Origin of the sequence: Maribacter sedimenticola (assembly GCF_900188415.1) — a bacterium.
In the GTDB taxonomy this organism is placed as follows: Bacteria; Bacteroidota; Bacteroidia; order Flavobacteriales; family Flavobacteriaceae; genus Maribacter; species Maribacter sedimenticola.
The window spans coordinates 42,268-63,768 of sequence record NZ_FZNV01000007.1 but is presented as its reverse complement, the minus strand read 5'-3'; the positions used below and the strand labels follow the sequence as shown (position 1 = coordinate 63,768).

The window sequence follows — 21,501 nt, the reverse complement described above, 5'->3', positions numbered from 1 at the left end:
GTGTTGAACATATTTCAAAATATAAAAGGGGATAAAGCTATTTGGGCCATTGCGGCACTATTGGCATTGTTCTCGTTTTTGCCCGTATATAGTGCAAGTAGTAATCTGGTCTATGTAGTGGGAAACGGTACCACGGTTGGCCATTTGGTAAAGCATGCTATTTTGCTCTTCTTGGGTTTTGGAATTATTTATGCCGTACATAGAATACCCACTCATTTCTTTAAGGGCCTGTCCATGATCGCTTTGCCAATTGTGGTGGTATTGCTCGTATTTGTATTGGCTCAGGGAACATCCGGTGGTGGCACAAATGATAGCCGGTGGATACGCTTGCCCATAGTGGGGTTTGGATTTCAACCTTCTAACTTGGCGGCAGTTGTATTGATGATCTATGTGGCCAGATATTTTTCTAAGGTTAGGGAGATTCAGATTACTTTTAAGGAAAGTATTCTGCCTTTATGGTTACCGGTGTTCTTGATCGTTATGTTGATTTTGCCCGCTAATTTTTCAACGGCCGCCATTTTGTTTTCCATGGTAATGATCCTATGCTTTCTGGGCGGTTATCCAATGAAGTATTTGTTGGGTATAGTGGGTGCAGGAATTTTGTTCCTGTCTATCTTCATAGTAACGGCAAAGGCATTTCCAGATTTGTTTCCCAATAGGGTAGATACATGGATGAGCCGTATAGATAGCTTTTCCAATCCTGAAAATACAGAGGCCAATTACCAGATAGAACGTGCAAAGATTGCAATTGCAACAGGGGGTGTGGTAGGAAAAGGGGCCGGTAAGAGTATTCAGAAAAACTTTTTGCCACAGAGTTCGTCAGATTTTATTTATGCCATAATTGTGGAGGAATATGGTCTGCTAGGTGGCTTTGGCCTAATGCTTTTCTATTTGTTCCTATTGTTCCGCATTGTGGTTGTCGCCAACGGGGCCTCTACCGTGTTTGCTAAATTATTGGTATTGGGGGTTGGATTGCCCATTGTTTTTCAGGCAATGATCAATATGGCGGTAGCTGTAGAGCTTTTTCCCGTAACCGGACAGAATTTGCCTCTGATCAGTAGTGGTGGAACCTCAAGTTGGATGACCTGTTTGGCCATAGGCATCATATTGAGTGCAAGTAATAAAAGTATAGTGCAAGAAAGTATGGCCGAAGACGATATGGATGAAACGAACCCTTTAGAGATATTAAGTGGGCAATTATAGATTCATCTTGTCCGGTGGCGGTACCGGCGGACATATTTACCCGGCAATTGCCATTGCCAACGAACTGAAGAGAAGGTATCCTGATGCCGAATTTTTGTTCGTAGGGGCAAAGGATAGAATGGAGATGGAGAAAGTGCCGCAGGCAGGATATAAAATAGAAGGATTGTGGATAACAGGGATACAGCGAAAACTGACCCTTAAAAATCTGCTTTTTCCTATAAAATTGATAAGTAGTTTAATGAAAGCAAACAGCATCGTATCGAAATTTAAACCCCATGCCGTAATTGGTACAGGTGGTTTTGCCAGCGGTCCATTATTAAAAATGGCTACCGTTAAGGGGGTACCTTGTTTGCTGCAAGAGCAGAATTCATTTGCCGGTATTACCAATAAACTATTGAAGGACAAAGTGGAAAAAATCTGTGTAGCCTATGATGGTATGGAACAGTTTTTTCCAAAGGATAAAATAGTAAAAACGGGTAACCCTGTACGTTCAGATTTGGTTACGCTAAACGTAACAAAGAGCGAGGCGTTAGATTATTTTGAATTGGATTCTAATAGGAAAACGCTATTGGTATTGGGGGGTAGTTTAGGTGCTAGACGTATCAATCAATTGGTTGCGGACAACATGGCATATTTTGAATCATTGGGGTTACAGGTAATATGGCAATGTGGAAAAGGGTATTACGATACGTATAAAGGAAATCAGTCAGCAACTATAAAGGTTCATGCTTTTTTAAACTCGATGGATAAGGCCTATGTAGCGGCAGATTTTATTATATCACGAGCTGGAGCAGGTGCGGTATCAGAATTATGCTTGGTTGGGAAACCTACATTTTTTATTCCGTCACCGGTAGTAGCAGAAGACCATCAGACAAAAAATGCATTGTCATTGGTTGGTCATGATGCAGCCGTAATGATACGGGAAAGTGAGCTGGACGAAAAGTTTAAAGGCGAGTTTGAGGCAGTGCTGAACTCTGCTGAAAAACAAGCAACATTATCAAAGAACAGTAAAGCGTTGGCATTACCAAATGCAACTGCCGATATCTGTGACGAAATAGAAAAAATAATAAGATAAAATGAATTTAGCGCAAATACATAACGTGTATTTTATAGGCATTGGGGGCATAGGTATGTCCGCCTTGGCGCGTTATTTTGCATTTATAGAAAAATCGGTGGCCGGGTATGATAAAACCGAAACGCCATTGACCAAGGAATTGGTCGCTGCCGGTATGGAAATCCATTACGAGGATAATGTTGCCCTAATACCGGATAAGTATCTTGACAGTGCACATACATTGGTGGTATATACCCCAGCGGTACCTTCACAGCATACGGAATACCAATATTTCTTGACCAATAATTTCGACATCAAAAAACGGTCGGCGGTACTTGGGTTGATTACCAAGGATTCGTTTTGCTTTGCGGTGGCCGGAACCCATGGTAAAACTACGACATCGAGCATTTTGGCACACCTTTTAAAAGAGTCCGGGGTTTCGTTAACTGCCTTTTTAGGAGGTATTTCAGAAGATTTCAACAGTAATTTTTTGTTAGAGGGAACGGAATTTTCTGTAGTTGAGGCAGATGAATTTGATCGTTCCTTTATGCAACTATCGCCCAATGTAGCATGTGTCACCTCTATGGATGCCGATCATTTGGATATTTATGGTAATGCCGGGGAATTGGAGAAAACCTTTATTGATTTTACCAAAAGAATTAAACCGGGCGGAAAACTTTTCGTTCGTAACGGGTTGCCTTTACAGGGGTATACTTATGGAATAGAAGACGATTCGGATTATTGCATCCGAAACATAACAATAGAACGTGGTACCTACATATTCGATTTGGAGACCCCCGATGCCACGCTGAAAGGGGTTGAATTCAACAAGCCTGGTAGGCATAATTTGCTGAACGGTTTGGTTGCTTTTGCGATGGCGATGGAATCTGGTTCCCCACCACATCGCCTTGCTAAAGCATTGGCAACATTTAAAGGAGTGCAAAGGCGTTTTTCGTATCAGCTAAAAAATGAGGAGTTTGTTTTTATAGATGATTATGCGCACCATCCTACGGAAATCAATGCCGTTTTTGAGGCAATCTCAGAAATGCATCCCCATAAAAAAGTGTTGGCTATTTTTCAACCGCATCTGTACTCCAGGACAAGGGATTTTGTGAACGATTTTGCAAAAAGTCTTTCACGGTTTACAAATATATTGTTGTTGGATATTTATCCTGCACGGGAAGAAGCAATACCCGGGGTAGATTCCCAATGGTTGCTGAGCAAGATAACAAGCGGCAATAAGGCTTTAATTTCAAAGGAACAAATCATTCCACGAATAAAAGCTGAAAATCCTGAAGTATTGGTGACCATGGGTGCTGGGGATATTGGTTTGGAAATAGTAAAAATTAAAAAAGAAATGTCATATGCGATTTAATTGGAATTACATAAAGTTGGCGGCTTTGGTTCTGGTAATCATGGGGTTATATGCGTTTTCCAATGCAAGAAACAGTGCCAAGAACGTAACCGGTATGAAGGTAAGTTTTGTTGGTGATCAGAATCTATATCTCACTGAAGGGGCGGTTAATAAATTGTTAATACAAAAATACGGGAGCCTACAAAATGTGCCCAAAGAAAATATAGTTTTGAATACTGTAGAAAAGGCCATTGAGGCCAATGAAATGGTGAAAAGTGCCCAGGTCTATCTAACTATAGATGGTGAGCTTAATTCAAAAATTGTTCAGCGCAAACCAATCGGACGCATAGAGGGGGATACAAAATTTTATTTGGATGAGGACGGAAAGCGTATGCCACTTTCCAGTAATCATTCAGCAAGAGTTCCCATAATAACAGGCAATATCAGCGGTAAAAGCCTTGAGGATGTCTATGTCATATTGGAGCATATAAATGCTGACGATTTTTTTAGAAAAACCGTGGTAGGTATTCATATCAAAAGCGAAAACGAATACCAATTGCGATTAAGGCTTAACGATTTTGTAGTGAATTTAGGCGGTATTGATGGTTTGGAGGGGAAGTTCAGCAATTTTAAGGCGTTTTATGCCAAGGCTACCAAGGATCAAACCTTGGAGGATTATGCAGAAGTAAGTTTAGAATTCAATAACCAGGTGGTGTGCACTAAAATATAATTTAAAGATGGAACAAACTAAATATTCGGTCGGTCTAGACATTGGAACAACAAAGATCGTTGCCATTATTGGTAAGCAGAATGAATACGGTAAGATAGAGATTTTGGGTATCGGTAAATCCAAGAGTTTGGGTGTACACCGTGGTGTGGTAAACAATATTACACAAACCATAAAATCCATTCAGCAGGCCGTAGAAGAGGCAGAGGCCAATTCTGGTCTTAAGATCGGTTCTGTTGTGGTGGGTATTGCCGGGCAGCATATTAGAAGTTTGCAGCACAGCGATTATATCACCAGAAAGGATTCAGAGGAAGTCATCAATGAAGAAGATGTGGATACACTATGTAATCAAGTGCACAAATTGATTATGTTACCTGGTGAAGAAATCATTCATGTATTACCGCAAGAATACAAAGTAGATGGTCAGGCAGAAATTAGGGAGCCTATTGGTATGTACGGTGGTCGTCTAGAAGCCAATTTTCATGTTGTGGTAGGCCAGGTGGTATCCATAAAGAATGTGGGCCGCTGTATTAAGAGCGCAGGTCTGGACTTGGGCAACATTACCTTGGAGCCATTGGCATCGTCAGATGCGGTATTGAGCCAAGAGGAAAAGGAAGCTGGGGTTGCATTGATAGATATAGGTGGAGGTACTACTGATCTTGCAATTTTTAAGGACGGGATCATTAGGCATACTGCCGTAATTCCTTTTGGTGGTGGTGTCATTACAGAAGACATCAAGGAGGGCTGTAGCATCATAGAGAAGCAGGCAGAGCTGTTGAAAACAAGATTTGGCTCGGCATGGCCAGGGGAGAATAGGGATAATGAAATAGTTTCCATACCGGGATTAAGAGGTAGGGAGCCAAAAGAAATTTCATTAAAAAACCTTTCTAAAATAATTCATGCACGTGTAGTTGAAATCATAGAACAAGTTTATGTTGAGATCAAGAACTACGGTCATGAGGAACAAAAGAAAAAATTGATCGCGGGCATTGTTTTAACGGGTGGCGGTAGTCAATTAAAGCACTTAAAGCAGTTGGTAGAATACATTACGGGTATGGATACACGAATAGGGTACCCCAATGAGCATTTGGCCGGTGATTCCGATGAAGAAGTGGCCAGTCCCTTGTACGCAACCGCTGTTGGTCTTTTAATGAATGCCATTAAGAACCAAGAGAAGGTAAAGTTAACTAAAGAAGAAATTCTTCAGGAGCAAGAGCAGGAAAAGGAAGAGGAATTGGTATATGCAGAGGGAAACCAAACGGTCGTTAATCGCCCGGATGTTCATAAGGAACGTAAATCCGTATTTGACAAATGGACCGAAAAATTAAAGGAATTCTTAGATAACGCAGAGTAGCAATAGCATAGAGCAACATAATACAAACCAGTAATAATTAGAATATGAGTAAGAACAGCGAATTTGATAATATCTCTTTTGATTTGCCAAAGAATCAAAGTAACGTTATAAAGGTCATTGGAGTAGGTGGTGGCGGTAGCAATGCCATTAACCACATGTTCCAGGCAGGAATTAACGGAGTGGATTTTGTAATCTGTAATACCGACTCACAAGCTTTGGATAATAGTCCGGTGCCCAATAAGATTCAATTGGGCGTTTCGTTAACGGAAGGTTTGGGTGCTGGTGCCAATCCTGAAGTTGGGGAACAGGCCGCCATGGAAAGCATGGAGGAGATAAAGGGTATGTTGGATTCTACGACAAAAATGATATTCATTACTGCTGGTATGGGTGGGGGAACAGGAACTGGTGCTGCTCCCGTCATTGCAAAATTCGCAAAAGAAATGGATGTTCTTACCGTTGGTATCGTAACCATGCCATTTCAGTTTGAAGGTAAAATGCGTGTAGACCAAGCGCATCGCGGTATAGAAAAACTACGTAAAAATGTTGATTCGCTGATTGTTATTAACAACAATAAACTAAGGGAGGTATATGGTAACCTTGGTTTTAAAGCTGGTTTTTCCAAAGCGGACGAAGTATTGGCAACGGCCGCTAGGGGTATTGCAGAGGTAATTACGCATCACTATACACAGAATATAGATTTACGTGATGCCAAGACCGTATTGTCCAATAGTGGAACCGCTATAATGGGGTCCGCTATTGCATCTGGATCGGCACGTGCCAACGAAGCGATCATGAAAGCATTGGATTCGCCCTTGTTGAACGATAATAAGATTCAAGGAGCTAAAAACGTATTGCTGTTAATCGTTTCTGGGGCACAGGAAATTACGATCGATGAAATTGGAGAGATCAACGATCATATCCAAATAGAGGCAGGTTATGGCGCCAACATCATTATGGGTGTCGGTGAGGATGAAAGTTTAGGAGAGGCTATTGCCGTAACGGTAATTGCCACGGGTTTTAATATTGAGCAACAGGATGATATTGTAAATACGGAATCAAAAAAAATCATCCATACCTTAGAGGACGGCCAACGTGCCGAGGCAATGTTGCTATCCAATACCAAAACCGTACATACCTTGGAGATGGATGAGGAAGAGGAGGAAGTAAAGCCCGTATCTAAATATCAATTTGTTGACGAAGCGGAATTTGATTTGATACCTACCACGAACTACATTAAGAATTTTAATGTATTTTATGAGGAGGTAGTGGCAGAAAACGTCTCCGAAGATGATTTTGTAATCGTAGATACTGCCGCAAGAAATATTGAAGTTGTAGATCCAGAGGTTTTAAAGGCCAGAGATCATGATGAGGAAATTGCCTTTAATTTTGATATGCCATCCAGGGAAGAGGAAAAAGAGAATGTTATCACCTTTAACCTTAATGATGAAGTTAAGGATTTGGACGTAAAGGATAGTATAGAGATCATTCCTGTTCTGGAATATAATAAAAATGGGGAAAAGCGCTATAGCCTAGATGACTATATGAAATTGGAAAGCAAGCTGACCGGTGCAAAGTCTAAGGCAGAGGAATTTGAACCGAAAATAGTGGAGGACGAATTGATTTTTGAGAAAAGAACGGTTGCTCCAGTTAGGGAAGAAAGACCTACCGATGCTCCTTTAGATCCAATGGAAACTCCAATAGAGGAATTATTGAGGGAAAGGGCAGATGATCGTAGAAGAAAATTAAAGGATTATAATTATAATTTCAAAAATACAAAGCCAAGTTCCTATGATGAGAACAAACCGGCTTACCAAAGACAGGGAATTCATTTAAATGATGCCCCAAGGGAAAAGAAAATCTCTAGAACCTCGTTAAGCGATGATAGTAACGACGAGATCCAATTGCGTTCCAATAATTCTTTTTTACATGATAATGTAGATTAAGTAACGTAAATGGCACAGCTATTTTAAACCCGAAATCCGTAATGGATTTCGGGTTTATTTTTTATCTTCGCAATCCAAAATATAAAAGCTATGGGTTTACAGCAAAAGGTTATGGAACAGTTGAAATTGGCTATGAAAGCCAAAGATTCGGTTGCCTTGGAATCTCTTAGAGCTATAAAGTCCGCTTTGTTGGTGGCAAATACCAGTGGTGGGGGTGAAATTACGGAAGATGACGAAATAAAAATAGTTCAGAAACTGGTAAAGCAGCGAAAAGATAGTGCAGCAATTTTTATAGAGCAGGGAAGACAGGATCTTGCTGATCCAGAATTGGCTCAAATTGCCGTTATAGAACAATTTTTACCGGAACAACTTACGGAAGAGGAAGTAGAGAAAGTAGTGGTACAGACCATTGATTCGGTAGGAGCTACCGGAATGAAGGATATGGGTAAAGTAATGGGTATTGTATCTAAGGAACTTGCCGGTCAGGCGGATGGAAAATTAATATCTACCATCGTAAAAAGAAAGTTGGCATAAACTAAATATAAAGAATGATGCTAATCATTCGGTTTTAAATAGAAACTGGCTCCGTGGCGCAACTGAATAGCGCATCAGATTTCGGCTCTGAGGGTTGGGGGTTTGAATCCCTCCGGGGTCACTAGTAAAAAAGCCACATCCTAAAGATGTGGCTTTTTATTTTATTGGGTTACTATATTAATCTCTATTGATTTCTAAAATAGTACCGTCTTTTTCCATTAAGGATATTTCGTGTTTTGAGTAGCCAAAGTAAGTATCGGGATAGTTTTCCGGTTTATCTATTTTATAAATGCGTGAACGTTTGGAAATCTCATAATCGTTCAACGAAAGAAACAGACTATCTTGGGTAATGCTTACCAATTTCATTGTAGAGTAATTTCCGTTATCTACACGATACTTATAAATATCACCAATTTCAGGTTCGGATAAATATAGCTTGGTGTTTAATTTATCTCTACCAGTTGTGTAAATTATTAAGCCAATAAGGCATATTAAAAGTAAAAGTCCGGAAAACTGCCAAGTAGGACCTTTGACATTGCCTTTAATGTTTTTGTATTGTAGTTGTAGTTGATCGGACATTTCCTTCGGTTTTAAAACTTGTTTGCAGTGACTGCAGAAGGAGTTTCCACTTTTTATGAACGGAAATACGGGAATCCAGAAAATATGAAAATGTTTCCGGTATATATTAATATAGATGGTGTCTTCATTTTTGCAATGTTGACAGGTAATATTTCTGGTTTTTATACTGGCAATATTGGCCGAACCTGTTCCAAAAAATATCATAGTTCTAATTTATTGTGGGGAGAAAATTATTTATTAATAACGTATAAACCCTTAAACTATTGTTTTTAATAGTATCTGCGGATACAAAGAACTTAGCTTACCCTGCCATTTCTATGGGAAAAATTAATTAACATATATTTATAATGATTGGTTCGGAACTTAACGAACTAAATTATAGTTTTGCTTTTTAAAATAATGTTATGGGTATTTGTTCACAGGAAAAAAAGGATTTGGTAGAAGAATTGGGTTTGTTCTTTCAGGCACGCCATAAGCTTACACCATTATCAGCTCGTATTTATTCTATCTTGGTTTTGACCTCTTCGGATGGGTATACTTTTGATGAATTAATGGAGATAACCCAAAATAGTAAAAGTTCCGTAAGTACAAATTTGAATTTGCTGGTTTCACTAAAGTTCGTTGAATACTATACTAGAACTGGGGATAGAAAACGCTATTTCAGAAACAATGGCAGTTATATTAAAAATATGCTACAAGAGCGTATGGAGTCGGTATCCAAGGAGCTGAAGATTGCGGAAAAAGTAAATACCTTCAATAAGAACAACAATCCGGTAAAATATCAGGAAAAAGGATTTATAGGCAGTATTTTCCTTTCCTACCTACAATCAGAAAGAGACAATTTGGAACAAGCTATACTGAAAATTAATGAATTTCAAGACAAAAATTAATTCAATCCAACATATCAAAAAAATGAATAAAATAAAACTTTCCATAGTAGCAATACCATTAATCTTCCTTGTCGCATGTGGGGATGGGGGTAAAACCCAAGGGCCTTTGGCCGTCGCCAAGCCTTTTGAGGTAGTTACCATACCTACCAAGGACGTAACCTCTTATACTACATATCCGGCAAGTATAGAAGGTATAGTAAATAGTGAGGTCAGGGCCAAGATTTCCGGTTATATAACCGATGTATTGGTAGATGAAGGTCAAAAAGTGAGAAAGGGAGAAGTGCTCTTTAGGTTAGAAACCCAATCCCTTTCACAAGATGCCGCCGCTGCAAGTGCCAATGTAAATGCGGCTCAAGTAGAAGTGGACAAATTAAAACCTTTGGTTGAAAAAAATATCATTAGTAACGTACAACTAGAATCCGCCAAGGCCAAGCTTCAGCAGGCCCAAAGTACCTACAATGCCGTAAATGCAAATATAAATTACGGTAACATTAAAAGTCCGGTGAATGGTTTTGTAGGTTCTATACGTTTTAGAAGAGGGGCGTTGGTAAGCCCAAGTGACCAGCAAGCATTGACCACCGTTGCTGATATAAGTGAAGTTTTTGCCTATTTCTCCATGAATGAAAAAGATTATTTGGATTTTATACAGGATACCGAAGGTGATGATATATCAGAAAAAATAAATAATCTTCCTAAGGTTAAGCTGGTTTTGGCCAATGGTCGTGTTTATGATGAAGAAGGAACTATTGAGACTATAAATTCCCAAGTAGATGAAGCTACTGGTGCAATTACGTTCAGGGCCAAATTTAAAAACCCTTCAAGAATTTTAAGTAATGGCAATAGCGCCAAGATACAGATACCAAAACGTTTTAAGGATGTATTGGTAGTTCCCAAGGAAAGTACATTTGAACGCCAGGGAAGTACATATGTATATAAGGTATCCAAAAAGGATAGTATGGCCGTTTCTACATCTATCTCTATTATAACCGCTGTGGATAATCTTTATTTAGTGGAAGGTGGAATACAGAAGGGCGATGAAATAGTGGCAACAGGAGTGGATAAGATCAGGGGTGAAACCAAAATCATACCGCAACCCGTTGTCTTTGATAGCATAGCCACGCCAATGCAAAAAGTATTTAGATAAATACCCAAATACCAAAAGAACATGTTAAAAAAATTTATAGAACGTCCCGTTTTATCTACGGTAATATCCATTATTATCGTAATTCTAGGAGTGTTAGGGTTATATACCTTGCCCATTACCCAATATCCTGATATAGCACCACCCACTATAAACGTAAGTGCCAGTTATCCCGGTGCAAGTGCAGAGACCATATTGGAAAGTGTTATTATTCCGTTGGAAGAGCAAATAAATGGGGTAGAGGGTATGACCTATTTGACCTCTACGGCCACCAATAGTGGTACGGCATCCATTGATGTATTTTTCGACCAAGATGTGGACCCGGATATTGCGGCGGTCAATGTGCAGAACAGGGTGGCCCGTGCAAATGCATTTTTACCCCAAGCCGTTATCCAGACAGGGGTAACCACACAAAAGCAGCAGACTAGTGCATTAATGTTTTTGTCATTCTATAGCAGTAATCCGGATTATGATGAAACATTTATTCAGAATTACTTAAAAATAAATGTCATACCTGAATTTCAACGTGTTAACGGAGTAGGTAATGTAAACGTATTTGGCTCTAAGGACTATGCCATGCGTATTTGGTTGCAACCGGAAAAATTGGCTGCTTATGGACTTATACCATCAGATGTAACAGCTGTGTTGAATGAACAAAGTTTAGAAGCTGCGGCAGGTTCGTTGGGTGAAAATGATGGACAGGCCTTTAGTTACACCATTAAGTATTCCGGCCGTTTTAAAACCGAGGAACAGTACAGCAATATTATCGTAAAAGCACTGGATAATGGACGTTTTTTACGGTTAGAGGATATTGCGGATATTGAATTAGGGGCACAATCCTATGCATCCGGTTCTACGACTTCCGGTCATCCGGCAGTGAATTTGGGTATTTTCCAGACCAAAGGTTCCAATGCCAGTGACATTATCAATGCCATAGAGGACAAATTGGAGATTATAGAGCAAAATATGCCAGAGGGTATGGAAATCTTTATCCCCTATAATACCAACAATTTTTTGAACGCATCTATAGAAAAAGTGGTCAGTACATTGATAGAGGCATTTTTATTGGTATTCTTGGTTGTATTTATTTTCCTTCAGGATTTTAGGTCCACCTTAATTCCTGCAATAGCGGTGCCCGTGTCCATTATAGGTACATTTTTCTTTTTAAATCTCTTTGGATATTCAGTAAACCTGTTAACCTTGTTTGCTTTAGTATTGGCCATAGGTATTGTGGTAGATGATGCCATTGTAGTGGTAGAAGCCGTACACGCAAAATTGGATGAAGGGGCACAGGATGCCAAAAAGGCCACTATTACGGCAATGAACGAAATATCAGGAGCTATCATATCCATTACCTTGGTCATGGCTGCAGTATTTATTCCGGTAACTTTTGTACAAGGTCCTACCGGGGTTTTCTATGAGCAATTTGGGGTAACGTTAATCGTGGCTATTATGATTTCCGCAGTAAATGCATTGACGTTGTCACCGGCATTGTGTGCCCTTTTGTTAAAGCCGCATAAAGAGGAACATGAAAAAAGCAAAAATTTTATACAACGATTCTTCGATGCATTTAACGCCGGTTTTAAGGCTACTACCCAAAAGTATGGTAAAGCGGTACATTTTTTATATAGGAATAAATGGGTAACCGCTGTCATATTGATTTTGGCCGTTGTGGGTATCTGGTGGTCATCTGGCAATGTCAAAACCGGATTTGTACCTGATGAGGATAGGGCCATTGTATTTATCAATGTAGAATTGCCTGCAGGTTCATCCATAGATAGAACCCATGCCGTTAACCAGGAACTGTATGCCAAGTTAAAACAAATACCTGGCGTTTTGGAAGGCTCTGTAATTGAAGGCCGAAGTTTTTTAGGGGGTTCGGGAAGTAATTATGGTCTAGGATTTGTTCGTTTACAGGATTGGGACGAACGTAGTGCAGATTCATTGTCCATTCAGAATATTACCGCACAAATGTTTGGGGCAGCGGCTACCATCCCTGAAGCGAATATCATTTTCTTTGCACCACCTAGTATTCCAGGTTTTGGAAATTCCGCAGGTGTAGAGGTAAACTTGTTGGACCAGTCCAGTGGTAGTTTTGAGGATTTGGATAAAACCAATCAGGAATTTATTACCAAATTGATGCAGCGTCCCGAGATACAATATGCACAATCATCCTTCAACACTAAATATCCACAGTATGAGCTAGAGCTTAACGTACCCAGGGCCAAAGAATTGGGAGTTTCCGTAAGCAGTATCTTTTCAACACTACAAGGATATATAGGAAGTATTTTTGCATCGGATTTTTCAAGGTTTGGAAAACAATACAGGGTCTATGTGCAGGCATTGCCAGAAGACCGTGCAGGCATAGACAATCTAGATCAAATGTATGTAAGGACCAATGCAGGAGTAATGACACCCATAACGGAGTTCATTACTATGAAAAGGGTATACGGTCCCCAATCTGTTACACGGTTCAATCTGTTTAACTCTACCAAAATTACCGCGGCCACCAATCCTGGTTTTAGTACCGGTGATGCCATTGCGGCAGTGGAAGAGGTTGCGGCTACCCTACCCGTAAATTATACCACTGCCTATTCAGGTCTTACAAGGGAAGAAGTCAATGCAGGTGACCAGACGACGACAATCTTTTTATTGTCCTTGGTATTTGTGTACTTTTTATTGGCCGCACAATATGAAAGTTATCTCATCCCGTTTTCGGTTTTGCTTTCCCTACCATTAGGGGTGTTTGGGGCATATTTTACCACTCAATTGGCAGGCCTTCAAAACAATATTTACTTTCAAATTGCCTTGATTATGCTTGTGGGCCTATTGGCCAAGAATGCTATTTTGATCGTAGAATTTGCTTTGCAGCGAAGACGTGAAGATATCAGTATCGTAGATGCAGCAATGCAGGGGGCAGAATCACGATTGCGTCCAATCTTAATGACCTCGTTTGCATTTATCCTCGGTTTAATGCCGCTGGTATTGGCAAATGGAGTTGGTGCCGCTGGCAACAGGTCTATCGGTACGGGAGCCGTAGGCGGGTTATTGATAGGAACTGTTACGGGAGTGTTCGTAATACCCATTTTGTTTATTCTTTTTCAATGGTTACAGGAAAAAGTAAGTGGAGCCCCAAGTACAAACAAATTAGAAAATGCAGAATAATTGTAAGCATATGAAATTTTCAAAGATTATAAGAATTACAAGCGTAATAATATTACCGTTATTATTGGTATCCTGCTTTTCGGCGAAAACTTATGAGCGTCCGGAAAGTGAATTGTTGAACGCCCAATACTTTAGGACCGATTCATTACAAAAGGATAGTGTTTCTATAGCCGCCATTTCTTGGAAACAGCTATTTACGGACCCAATATTGCAGGGGTATATAGAAGAGGGCTTAACCAATAACATAGATATTAGGCAGGCCATTCAGCAAATTATGATTGCCGAGGCGTATTTAAAGCAAGGTAAGGCAGGTTATTTGCCTACGCTAAATGCTTCTGCACAATATACCCACAATGAGCTTTCTGCCAATAGTCAATTTGGTGGACAGTTTGATAGATTGGACCAATATCAATTAAGCGGTGGATTGTCTTGGGAAGCGGATATTTGGGGAAAAATAAGAAGTAATAAACGAGCCAATGAGGCTACATATTTACAATCTGTAGCTGCGCACAAGGCTGTAAAGAGCAGATTGGTAGCAAATATAGCTTCGTTATATTATCAATTGTTAAGTCTGGATGAGCAGATTGCCATTACTGAATTGACCATAGCGACCAGGGAAAGCGGTTTGGAGACTACCAAAGCCTTAAAGGAGGCCGGAAATGTTACGGAAGTTGGGGTAAAGCAGACCGAAGCCCAATTGTATACCGCCCAAGCAATTTTAATCGATTTAAAGAACAATGTACGTTTATTGGAAAATTCTTTGTCCATTTTACTGGGAAGTGAGCCTAAGGATATTGCCCGTAGCAGTTTAGATGAACAGAAAATTTCTACTCCTTTAAAAACAGGAGTTCCATATGAACTTTTGGCAAATAGACCAGATGTTATAGCCGCGGAGTATGCATTGTTAAATTCTTTTGAATTGAGCAATGTGGCGCGTAGTAATTTCTACCCTTCACTGACCTTGACCGCTAACGGCGGACTCCAAAGCTTGGATTTTGATAAGTTGTTTGATTCCAGTTCCTTATTCACCACCATAGTAGGGGGATTGACCCAACCACTATTGAACGGAAGAAAGATAAGGACCCAGTATGAAGTTGCCAAAGCAAACCAAGAACAAGCCAAGTTACAGTTTAAATATACATTGCTCAATGCATCCAAAGAGGTTTCAGATGCACTTTATTCCTATAATGCGGCATTGGATAAAATTAAGGTGAAACAAAAAGAATATGAGGCATATACCGTGGCCAGGGAATATTCACAAGAATTATTGGATAATGGTTTGGCCAATTATTTGGAAGTTTTGAATGCTAGACAAAATACTTTGAGTACCAACCTTGACCTTACCGGAACAAAGTATGCCAGATTACAGTCTATAGTAGACTTATATGAAGCTTTAGGGGGTGGATGGCAATAATAGTTTTATACTAAAAAAAGCATTGGTTAACTGATAGCCAATGCTTTTTTTTAAAAATTAGAAATTACACGGATTGTTTTGAAAGTATATCCTTAACAATTAATTTGGCGTGAACCCTTGAGTTTTCTATAAACCATTTATGGGTTTCCATACCGCCACAGATAACGCCCGCCAAGTAAAGTCCTTCCACATTGGTTTCCATACTTTCAGGGTCATATTGTGGCAGCTTTTTATCATCATCACTGATGTGGACGCCCAACATCTCCAAAAAGTGGAAATTTGGTTTGTAACCTGTTAATGCCAGTACAAAATCATTTTCAATGCTTATTTCCTTACCTTCTACTTGAAGTGTTATTGAGTGTTCTTCAATACGCACAAGTGTAGATTTGTAATATGCCTTAATGCTACTTTCCTCAATTCTATTAATGATATCTGGTCTTACCCAATATTTTACACGTTGCCCAACTTCATCACCACGAATGACCAATGTGACTTCAGCACCTTTTCGCCAACATTCAAGTGCGGCGTCAATAGCAGAATTGCTTGCCCCTACTACCGCAACTTTTTGACCGGAGTAGTAATGAGGGTTGTCATAATAGTGTGCAACCTTGTCTAAATTTTCCCCGGGAATGTTCAATAGATTGGGGATGTCGTAAAATCCGGTAGCCAATACAATATGATTACTGTTGTATTTGTTTTTGGATGATATAATAGTAAATGTATTAGCTTCTTTCTTTACACTTTCTACTTTTTCGAACAAATGCATGTTCAATTTGTTAGAAGTAACGATACGTCTGTAGTATTCCAAAGCTTCATCCCTTTTGGGTTTGGCCTCTTTACTTATAAAAGGTATTTCATCAATCTCCAATTTTTCAGAAGAAGAAAAAAATTGCATATTGGTGGGATAATGAAACAAAGAGTTTACTATAGGGCCTTTTTCTAAAATGAGGTAATCCAGCCCGTTTTTTTTGGCTTCCAATCCACATGCAATTCCTATAGGTCCGCCACCAATGATGATAAGGTCATATGCTGTTTTCATCCCTTCAGCGCTTTTATGGTTGCTTGGGGATCTTGACTTTTAAAAACAAAACTCCCTGCCACTAATATGTCTGCACCTGCATCTACCAATTTCTGCGCATTATTTGTAGTAACGCCACCATCAATCTCTATTAATGTAGAAGCATTTTTTTTGGTGATCAACGCTTTCAATGACTTTATTTTATCATAGGTGTTTTCTATAAACGACTGACCACCAAAACCGGGGTTTACGCTCATGATGATTACAATATCAATATCCTTGATGGTGTCTTCCAACAGTTGCACGTTGGTATGGGGGTTAATGGCTACCCCAGCTTTCATACCATGGGATTTAATTGCTTGAAGGGTTCTGTGCAGATGTGGACAAGCTTCATAGTGAACGGTCAAGTGTGCCGCTCCTAAGCGGGCAAATTCCTCAATATAGCGGTCAGGATCCACAATCATTAAATGAACATCCAACGGTTTTGTAGCGTGTTGTTGAATTGCTTTTAATACAGGCATACCGTAAGAAATATTGGGGACAAATACCCCATCCATAACATCAATATGATGCCAGTCTGCTTCACTTGCATTCACCATTTCCACATCTCGTTGTAAATTACCGAAATCTGCTGCCAGAAGTGAGGGGGCTATTAATGTCTTGCTCATTTTCTATGGGTTAAACGTTCATACAAAAGTAAGGATTTGAGTTCTCCTAGAATAATGTAATCACTTTTGAAAATAATGTAAAAGGTCACTTTCGGCAGCAATATATCCAAATGAACTCCATGCGGAACTCTCTACTAGGTCAGTCATTAGTTTTTTGGCCGTTTTCTTATCCCCATTATAGAAATACCAATTGGCTACCCCGTAGGAAACTGCATCGTTAGTCGGGCTTCCTGTACCAATTTGTAGTAAGGAATCTACAGGAACCATATTCTTATAGAGTTTGCATAGTCGATAATAACTCTGATTTTCAATGACATCCATATGTGGGGTAATTGGTCTTAACATTTCATTGGCCAATTCTTTGTTTCCTAATCTGCGTTGAATCATATATAGCCAATGGGTACTAGAAACAATATTATCCGGTAATGTGCCGGATTTTCTACATTTCACATAGGCATCAAATGCTTTTTCATAATCATGTTTTAAGTAATAGGCAAGTCCTAAGTGATACCATATATTGCCATGTAGCGTACTTACGGGAATATTTTTGGCATTGGGCATCCCATCCGGTTCAATGGTATTCACTGTCCCATCAATTAATTTACCGGCATACTCCAAATCCGCTATGGCTTCATCAAATTTACGAACGGAGATATACCTATGACCGCGATGCCTATATAATCTAGGTTCATTGGGAAATTGTGCTATGCCCTTGGAATAAACGGTAATGGCATCATCATAATGGCCAAGATAGGCCGTTCTCCTACCGTACCATATTATTGCTTCTATGCTGTCCGGATATTTTTCGTAGGTAGCTTTAGCTTCAGTGTATTGGTCCAATATTTTTTGGGATGGGTTTTCAATCTTGAATTCCTTGCCCAAAGGAGTGGTAAAAGTTTGGGCTTGGTCCTGTATATTTTTAATTTGGATGTTTTCGGTCTTTTTTTCGGTCTTGCAATGAATGTTCAATACCAATAGCATGAGGACAAAGATTGTAGGTAATTGACATAAACATTTTAATTTAGAAATTAAGGAACTGAAGCGGAAAATGACCCTTTGGAAAACGCTGGATTTAATCATTATTGTCGACATTATAGATTTCATGAGTGGAATCTCCACCTGAGATGATATAGGCGAATAAATCCGCAACTTCTTGTTTGTTCAATCTGTTCAATAATCCCGGAGGCATTGGGGAAACAGGTGAAAGCTCTTTTTTTACAATATTACTTTTGGCGATGCCAATGGTATAATTTTCATTGAACGGATTAGGTAAAATGACTATAGAGTCGCCAACTTCAGATTTAACTCTACCGGCAATCTTGGTATTGTCGTTTAAATGGAATAGCGTGTTTGCATATTGGTCGGAAATCTCATCATTTGGACTATAAATAGCAAAAAACAAATCATAGGTACTGAATTTGCTATGAGCCTGTGTTAGGTCTGGACCAGCCGCACCTCCTTCGCCACGCATTCTATGGCATAGAATACACGTTGCTGCGGCAAATGCCCTTTTGCCATTTTCAATATTGCCTTTATAATTGTCCAAGCCTCCCCAAACAATATCTCCCATATCCTCACCTGTGTATATTTTTCCGGGTCCAATAGGTTGGGGAATTTCTGCAACTGCACTAGATGGGGAATAGACACCTGAAATTTCTTGAAAATAATCCCAATCTTCCTTTGGTACATGGACCATGGCCCGTTGGCGTACATTTTCCATATACGCCTTAAAGCTTCTACCGCCATTTGAACCAAGTACATCAAAATACCAGGAAAAATAGCGTGTTCTTAAATCCTTGTTCCAACCTTCTTTTGCATTGCTCAATAACATTCCATAAAATATAGCTTCGCTTGGTGGCATTTTAGAGATGACGTCCCTGATCAAAGGGCCATATTCTTCACTGCGCAACGTAGCTTCTTCAGAAAGCATTTCCACCCCTTCGGTTACGGTTTTTTGTGCGGTATGGAATTCTAACCGTTCCTCGAGTTTTTTAACTGTATTTTTTTCGTCCAAGAATAATAGAAGTTGGGCCAGTTCTTTGCTTACGGCATTTGAACTAGCAGGAAATAAGGGCGCTAAGGTGCGGACCAAACTTTGTTGGTCTCTATTGTCTGGTTTACCTGATCTAATAAAGTTTATGGAATAAGCCCTTAAGGCATCCAATAGCGTGCTATTGTCAAGGTCTGGCAGCGTTATACCCTGTAATTTGTTCAATACTAAGGATTGATGTTCGGTAAGGCCTTTGTGGCTTAAAGCAATACTAGCTTCAATGATTTTGCGAGTATTTGTTTCATTTTTAAATGTTGGTAACCAAGTTTCCAAAGGTTGGTGCTCTAATACTATTCTGGCGGCATACCGTATAAAACGGTCTGGATGATCCAAATTGTCCCAAGCCAACTCTGTACCTTTCAACGAAGCTACGCCATGATATTTTTCCAGTTCCTTGCGAAGATTACGTGCCGCTGTCCCATCCGTATTCTTAGGATTGTTCTGGACGATTGTCTCTTTGGTATAACTTAATCTATATAAGCGCGAATCTAACCGTCTTCCCCCAGTGGCAAAATAGACGTTACCGTCATTGCCGGCAATCATATCGGTTAACGGTAATGGAGTGCCAGATAGAAATTCTTCCCTTTTAGCTTCGTATGAACTTCCTTTTGGTTTTAGGTCTATAAAGTATACGGTACCAAAACTCCAATCCATTGCTAGAAGTCCATTGGTATATTTTTCAGGAAAATTTAATGTTGAAGTAGATAGTACGGCAGTAGGTGAACCCTGTTCCAAATTATGTACGGCAGGAAGATTGTCAGGATAATAAGAAGGCCATTTACCTGAACCTGTTCTCCAACCATATTCGCTAGCACTGGTGACATGGCAGATTCTAGTAGGTCTATACCAAGGCATACCAATGTCCCATTCCATATCGGCATCATAGGTGAACAGTTCCCCATCGGCATTGAAGGCCAGATCAAAAGGATTTCTGTAACCTACGGAAATGAGTTCCCAGGAGCTGCCGTCCTCATTGAATTTGGTAATCCATGCGCCTGGTGCCTTTACATCGTTAGCATGGCCGCGGGCGTCAAGAAAAGGAGTGAATAAATTATCCTCGCCCCAATTGGTAGGAATACGGCTGTTTTTTTTGACCTTATCAGGAATTAAGGTATGGTTGCCAGCAATAAAGTAGATTTCGCTACCATCTGGTGAAAGCGTAAAGCTATGGGGCCCGTGTTCACCGCTACCCTCTAAACGAAGTAACATGGTAACCGTGTCCAACCTACCGTCATTATCTTGGTCCGTTATCCGATAAATTCCGCTTCCTTTTTCTTGATCATCCGGAACATCATCTTTCCATCTTTTGTTTACGGCTACGTATAGACTGTTAAATGCCCATAACATTCCATGTGCTTCTCCAATGTTCAGTGCTAAAGGAATTATATTCTTTGGGTCTAGTTTATCACCTTTTTCCGGGATGGTGAACTGATAGATTTCCCCATACTGATCACAAGCAAACATTTGATTGTGTTCACCTTGTGCCAGCGCAACCCAAGACCCCTGTTCATGGTCGCTAGGGTGATAAATTTCTTCAAGCTCAAAACCGTCGGGAATTGTGAACGAAATCTCTTGCTGCTCTTTTGTATTCTTTTCTTCTACGTTGCACCCCAGAAATAGGAAAACAAAAAGGAGATAAAAAAGACGGTTGGTCGTTTTGGTCATGGTCTTGTATATTTTACACTTAAATATACAAAGTAACCCTATAATTTAGTGGCCTAATTGTCGTAAACCTTCATAAATTGAAACGGCAACTGCATTGGCCAGGTTAAGGCTTCTAATATGTTCGCTATACAAAGGTATTTTTACGGTATGCTCTGTATATTGTTGTAACAATGGTTTTGGCAGGCCCACTGATTCCTTGCCAAAGATCAAGAACATGTCATCATAGTAATCTATTTCCCAATGATATTTAGTTGCCGAGGCAGAAAAGAAAATCATTTTTTTATCCTTGTTGTGCTCAAAAAATTCCTGTTGGTTTTCATAGATTATGACGTTTAAATGTTGCCAATAATCTAGTCCCGCCCGTTTTAATCTTTTGTCATTGAGCTCAAAGCCAAAAGGTTTTACTAGGTGCAATGTGGAACCTGTGCCCAAAGCTAGTCTGCCTATATTACCGGTATTATTTGGTATTTCAGGCTCAATAAGGACTATGTTAAAGCTCATTTTTTTTTAAAGGATTGTAAATATAATTGTTCTACTTTTTCCCTGGCCCAAGGTGTCCTACGCAAAAATTTTAAACTTGATTTTATTGAGGGGTCTTTCTTAAAACAATTGATGTTCACTTGACCTGCCAAATCTTCCCATGAATATTTTTCGGTAAGTTTTTCCAATATGGTCACCAATTTTACACCGTGAAGTGGGTTGTTGGGTTGAGAATCTGAGCTCATGAAATATGGTTGTTAAT

18 protein-coding genes and 1 tRNA gene are annotated in these 21,501 nt (G+C 39.7%); 12 read left to right on the top strand and 7 right to left on the bottom strand.

The genetic code is table 11. The features are described from left to right. The 8 genes from CHB68_RS15595 (at nt 1) to CHB68_RS15560 (ending at nt 8,290) form a co-directional block, all read left to right on the top strand. On the top strand, nt 1-1,203 hold the full coding sequence (locus CHB68_RS15595; RefSeq protein ID WP_089262330.1) for an FtsW/RodA/SpoVE family cell cycle protein: 1,203 nt from the start codon (nt 1-3) through the stop codon (nt 1,201-1,203). Next, entirely contained in the window at nt 1,190-2,278 is a 1,089-nt protein-coding gene (gene murG / locus CHB68_RS15590) for an undecaprenyldiphospho-muramoylpentapeptide beta-N-acetylglucosaminyltransferase (protein WP_089262328.1), read from the top strand. Before CHB68_RS15595 ends, murG begins: the two co-directional genes overlap by 14 nt. A 1-nt stretch (nt 2,279) precedes the next feature. Next, on the top strand, nt 2,280-3,632 hold the full coding sequence (gene murC / locus CHB68_RS15585) for a UDP-N-acetylmuramate--L-alanine ligase (protein WP_089262326.1): 1,353 nt from the start codon (nt 2,280-2,282) through the stop codon (nt 3,630-3,632). Next, the gene (locus tag CHB68_RS15580; protein ID WP_089262324.1) at nt 3,622-4,341 is read left to right on the top strand and encodes a cell division protein FtsQ/DivIB; all 720 of its coding nucleotides are present in this window, start codon (nt 3,622-3,624) and stop codon (nt 4,339-4,341) included. The genes murC and CHB68_RS15580 overlap by 11 nt, the downstream gene beginning before the upstream one ends. A 7-nt stretch (nt 4,342-4,348) precedes the next feature. After that, nucleotides 4,349-5,692: a cell division protein FtsA gene (ftsA, locus tag CHB68_RS15575; RefSeq protein ID WP_089262322.1), complete on the top strand. Its 1,344-nt coding sequence runs from the start codon at nt 4,349-4,351 to the stop codon at nt 5,690-5,692. A gap of 44 nt (nt 5,693-5,736) precedes the next feature. Then, nucleotides 5,737-7,635, top strand: coding sequence for a cell division protein FtsZ (gene ftsZ, locus CHB68_RS15570; protein ID WP_089262320.1), 1,899 nt, complete (start codon nt 5,737-5,739; stop codon nt 7,633-7,635). Between the two features lie 90 nt (nt 7,636-7,725). Further along, nucleotides 7,726-8,169: a GatB/YqeY domain-containing protein gene (locus CHB68_RS15565; RefSeq protein ID WP_089262318.1), complete on the top strand. Its 444-nt coding sequence runs from the start codon at nt 7,726-7,728 to the stop codon at nt 8,167-8,169. A 47-nt stretch (nt 8,170-8,216) separates the two neighbouring features. Further along, nucleotides 8,217-8,290, top strand: a tRNA-Arg gene (locus CHB68_RS15560). 56 nt (nt 8,291-8,346) lie between these two features. On the opposite strand, the gene CHB68_RS15555 is transcribed toward CHB68_RS15560, so the two are convergent. After that, nucleotides 8,347-8,748, bottom strand: coding sequence for a hypothetical protein (locus CHB68_RS15555; protein WP_089262316.1), 402 nt, complete (start codon nt 8,746-8,748; stop codon nt 8,347-8,349). Nucleotides 8,749-9,152: 404 nt separating this feature from the next. Between CHB68_RS15555 and CHB68_RS15545 the strand changes: the two genes are divergently transcribed. Genes CHB68_RS15545 through CHB68_RS15530 form a run of 4 tightly spaced genes read left to right on the top strand, consistent with a single transcriptional unit; the run spans nt 9,153 to nt 15,358 of the window. Further along, the gene (locus tag CHB68_RS15545) at nt 9,153-9,638 is read left to right on the top strand and encodes a GbsR/MarR family transcriptional regulator (RefSeq protein ID WP_089262312.1); all 486 of its coding nucleotides are present in this window, start codon (nt 9,153-9,155) and stop codon (nt 9,636-9,638) included. A 22-nt stretch (nt 9,639-9,660) separates the two neighbouring features. Beyond that, nucleotides 9,661-10,782, top strand: a complete 1,122-nt coding sequence (locus tag CHB68_RS15540) for an efflux RND transporter periplasmic adaptor subunit (protein ID WP_089262483.1) — start codon at nt 9,661-9,663, stop codon at nt 10,780-10,782. Between the two features lie 21 nt (nt 10,783-10,803). Then, nucleotides 10,804-13,944: an efflux RND transporter permease subunit gene (locus CHB68_RS15535; protein ID WP_089262310.1), complete on the top strand. Its 3,141-nt coding sequence runs from the start codon at nt 10,804-10,806 to the stop codon at nt 13,942-13,944. A 10-nt stretch (nt 13,945-13,954) separates the two neighbouring features. Beyond that, on the top strand, nt 13,955-15,358 hold the full coding sequence (locus CHB68_RS15530) for a TolC family protein (RefSeq protein WP_089262481.1): 1,404 nt from the start codon (nt 13,955-13,957) through the stop codon (nt 15,356-15,358). A gap of 64 nt (nt 15,359-15,422) precedes the next feature. Here the strand turns inward: CHB68_RS15530 and CHB68_RS15525 are convergent, their stop codons facing one another. The 6 genes from CHB68_RS15525 to CHB68_RS15500 form a co-directional block, all read right to left on the bottom strand. Next, nucleotides 15,423-16,397, bottom strand: coding sequence for a YpdA family putative bacillithiol disulfide reductase (locus CHB68_RS15525; RefSeq protein WP_089262308.1), 975 nt, complete (start codon nt 16,395-16,397; stop codon nt 15,423-15,425). Then, nucleotides 16,394-17,044 (bottom strand): ribulose-phosphate 3-epimerase, encoded by a 651-nt coding sequence (rpe, locus tag CHB68_RS15520; protein WP_089262306.1) that lies wholly within the window; start codon nt 17,042-17,044, stop codon nt 16,394-16,396. Before rpe ends, CHB68_RS15525 begins: the two co-directional genes overlap by 4 nt. A gap of 60 nt (nt 17,045-17,104) precedes the next feature. Next, a complete protein-coding gene (locus tag CHB68_RS15515) occupies nt 17,105-18,025 on the bottom strand; it encodes a tetratricopeptide repeat protein (RefSeq protein ID WP_089262304.1) in 921 nt (306 codons plus the stop codon). 91 nt (nt 18,026-18,116) lie between these two features. Then, complete coding sequence (locus tag CHB68_RS15510; RefSeq protein ID WP_089262302.1) at nt 18,117-20,759, bottom strand: c-type cytochrome; 2,643 nt, start codon at nt 20,757-20,759, stop codon at nt 18,117-18,119. Nucleotides 20,760-20,804: 45 nt separating this feature from the next. Next, nucleotides 20,805-21,260, bottom strand: a complete 456-nt coding sequence (locus CHB68_RS15505) for a tRNA (cytidine(34)-2'-O)-methyltransferase (RefSeq protein WP_089262300.1) — start codon at nt 21,258-21,260, stop codon at nt 20,805-20,807. Beyond that, nucleotides 21,257-21,484, bottom strand: a complete 228-nt coding sequence (locus tag CHB68_RS15500; RefSeq protein ID WP_089262298.1) for a VF530 family protein — start codon at nt 21,482-21,484, stop codon at nt 21,257-21,259. Before CHB68_RS15500 ends, CHB68_RS15505 begins: the two co-directional genes overlap by 4 nt. Between the last annotated feature and the right edge of the window lie 17 nt (nt 21,485-21,501).

Bases quoted from the DNA above. Each gene is read 5' to 3' on its own strand.
- murC (WP_089262326.1), top strand. From the start codon at position 2,280: ATGAATTTAGCGCAAATACATAACGTGTATTTTATAGGCATTGGGGGC.
- CHB68_RS15580 (WP_089262324.1), top strand. From the start codon at position 3,622: ATGCGATTTAATTGGAATTACATAAAGTTGGCGGCTTTGGTTCTGGTA.
- ftsA (WP_089262322.1), top strand. From the start codon at position 4,349: ATGGAACAAACTAAATATTCGGTCGGTCTAGACATTGGAACAACAAAG.
- ftsZ (WP_089262320.1), top strand. From the start codon at position 5,737: ATGAGTAAGAACAGCGAATTTGATAATATCTCTTTTGATTTGCCAAAG.
- CHB68_RS15565 (WP_089262318.1), top strand. From the start codon at position 7,726: ATGGGTTTACAGCAAAAGGTTATGGAACAGTTGAAATTGGCTATGAAA.
- CHB68_RS15555 (WP_089262316.1), bottom strand. From the start codon at position 8,748: ATGTCCGATCAACTACAACTACAATACAAAAACATTAAAGGCAATGTC.
- CHB68_RS15545 (WP_089262312.1), top strand. From the start codon at position 9,153: ATGGGTATTTGTTCACAGGAAAAAAAGGATTTGGTAGAAGAATTGGGT.
- CHB68_RS15540 (WP_089262483.1), top strand. From the start codon at position 9,661: ATGAATAAAATAAAACTTTCCATAGTAGCAATACCATTAATCTTCCTT.
- CHB68_RS15535 (WP_089262310.1), top strand. From the start codon at position 10,804: ATGTTAAAAAAATTTATAGAACGTCCCGTTTTATCTACGGTAATATCC.
- CHB68_RS15530 (WP_089262481.1), top strand. From the start codon at position 13,955: ATGAAATTTTCAAAGATTATAAGAATTACAAGCGTAATAATATTACCG.
- CHB68_RS15525 (WP_089262308.1), bottom strand. From the start codon at position 16,397: ATGAAAACAGCATATGACCTTATCATCATTGGTGGCGGACCTATAGGA.
- rpe (WP_089262306.1), bottom strand. From the start codon at position 17,044: ATGAGCAAGACATTAATAGCCCCCTCACTTCTGGCAGCAGATTTCGGT.
- CHB68_RS15515 (WP_089262304.1), bottom strand. From the start codon at position 18,025: ATGCTATTGGTATTGAACATTCATTGCAAGACCGAAAAAAAGACCGAA.
- CHB68_RS15510 (WP_089262302.1), bottom strand. From the start codon at position 20,759: ATGACCAAAACGACCAACCGTCTTTTTTATCTCCTTTTTGTTTTCCTA.
- CHB68_RS15505 (WP_089262300.1), bottom strand. From the start codon at position 21,260: ATGAGCTTTAACATAGTCCTTATTGAGCCTGAAATACCAAATAATACC.
- CHB68_RS15500 (WP_089262298.1), bottom strand. From the start codon at position 21,484: ATGAGCTCAGATTCTCAACCCAACAACCCACTTCACGGTGTAAAATTG.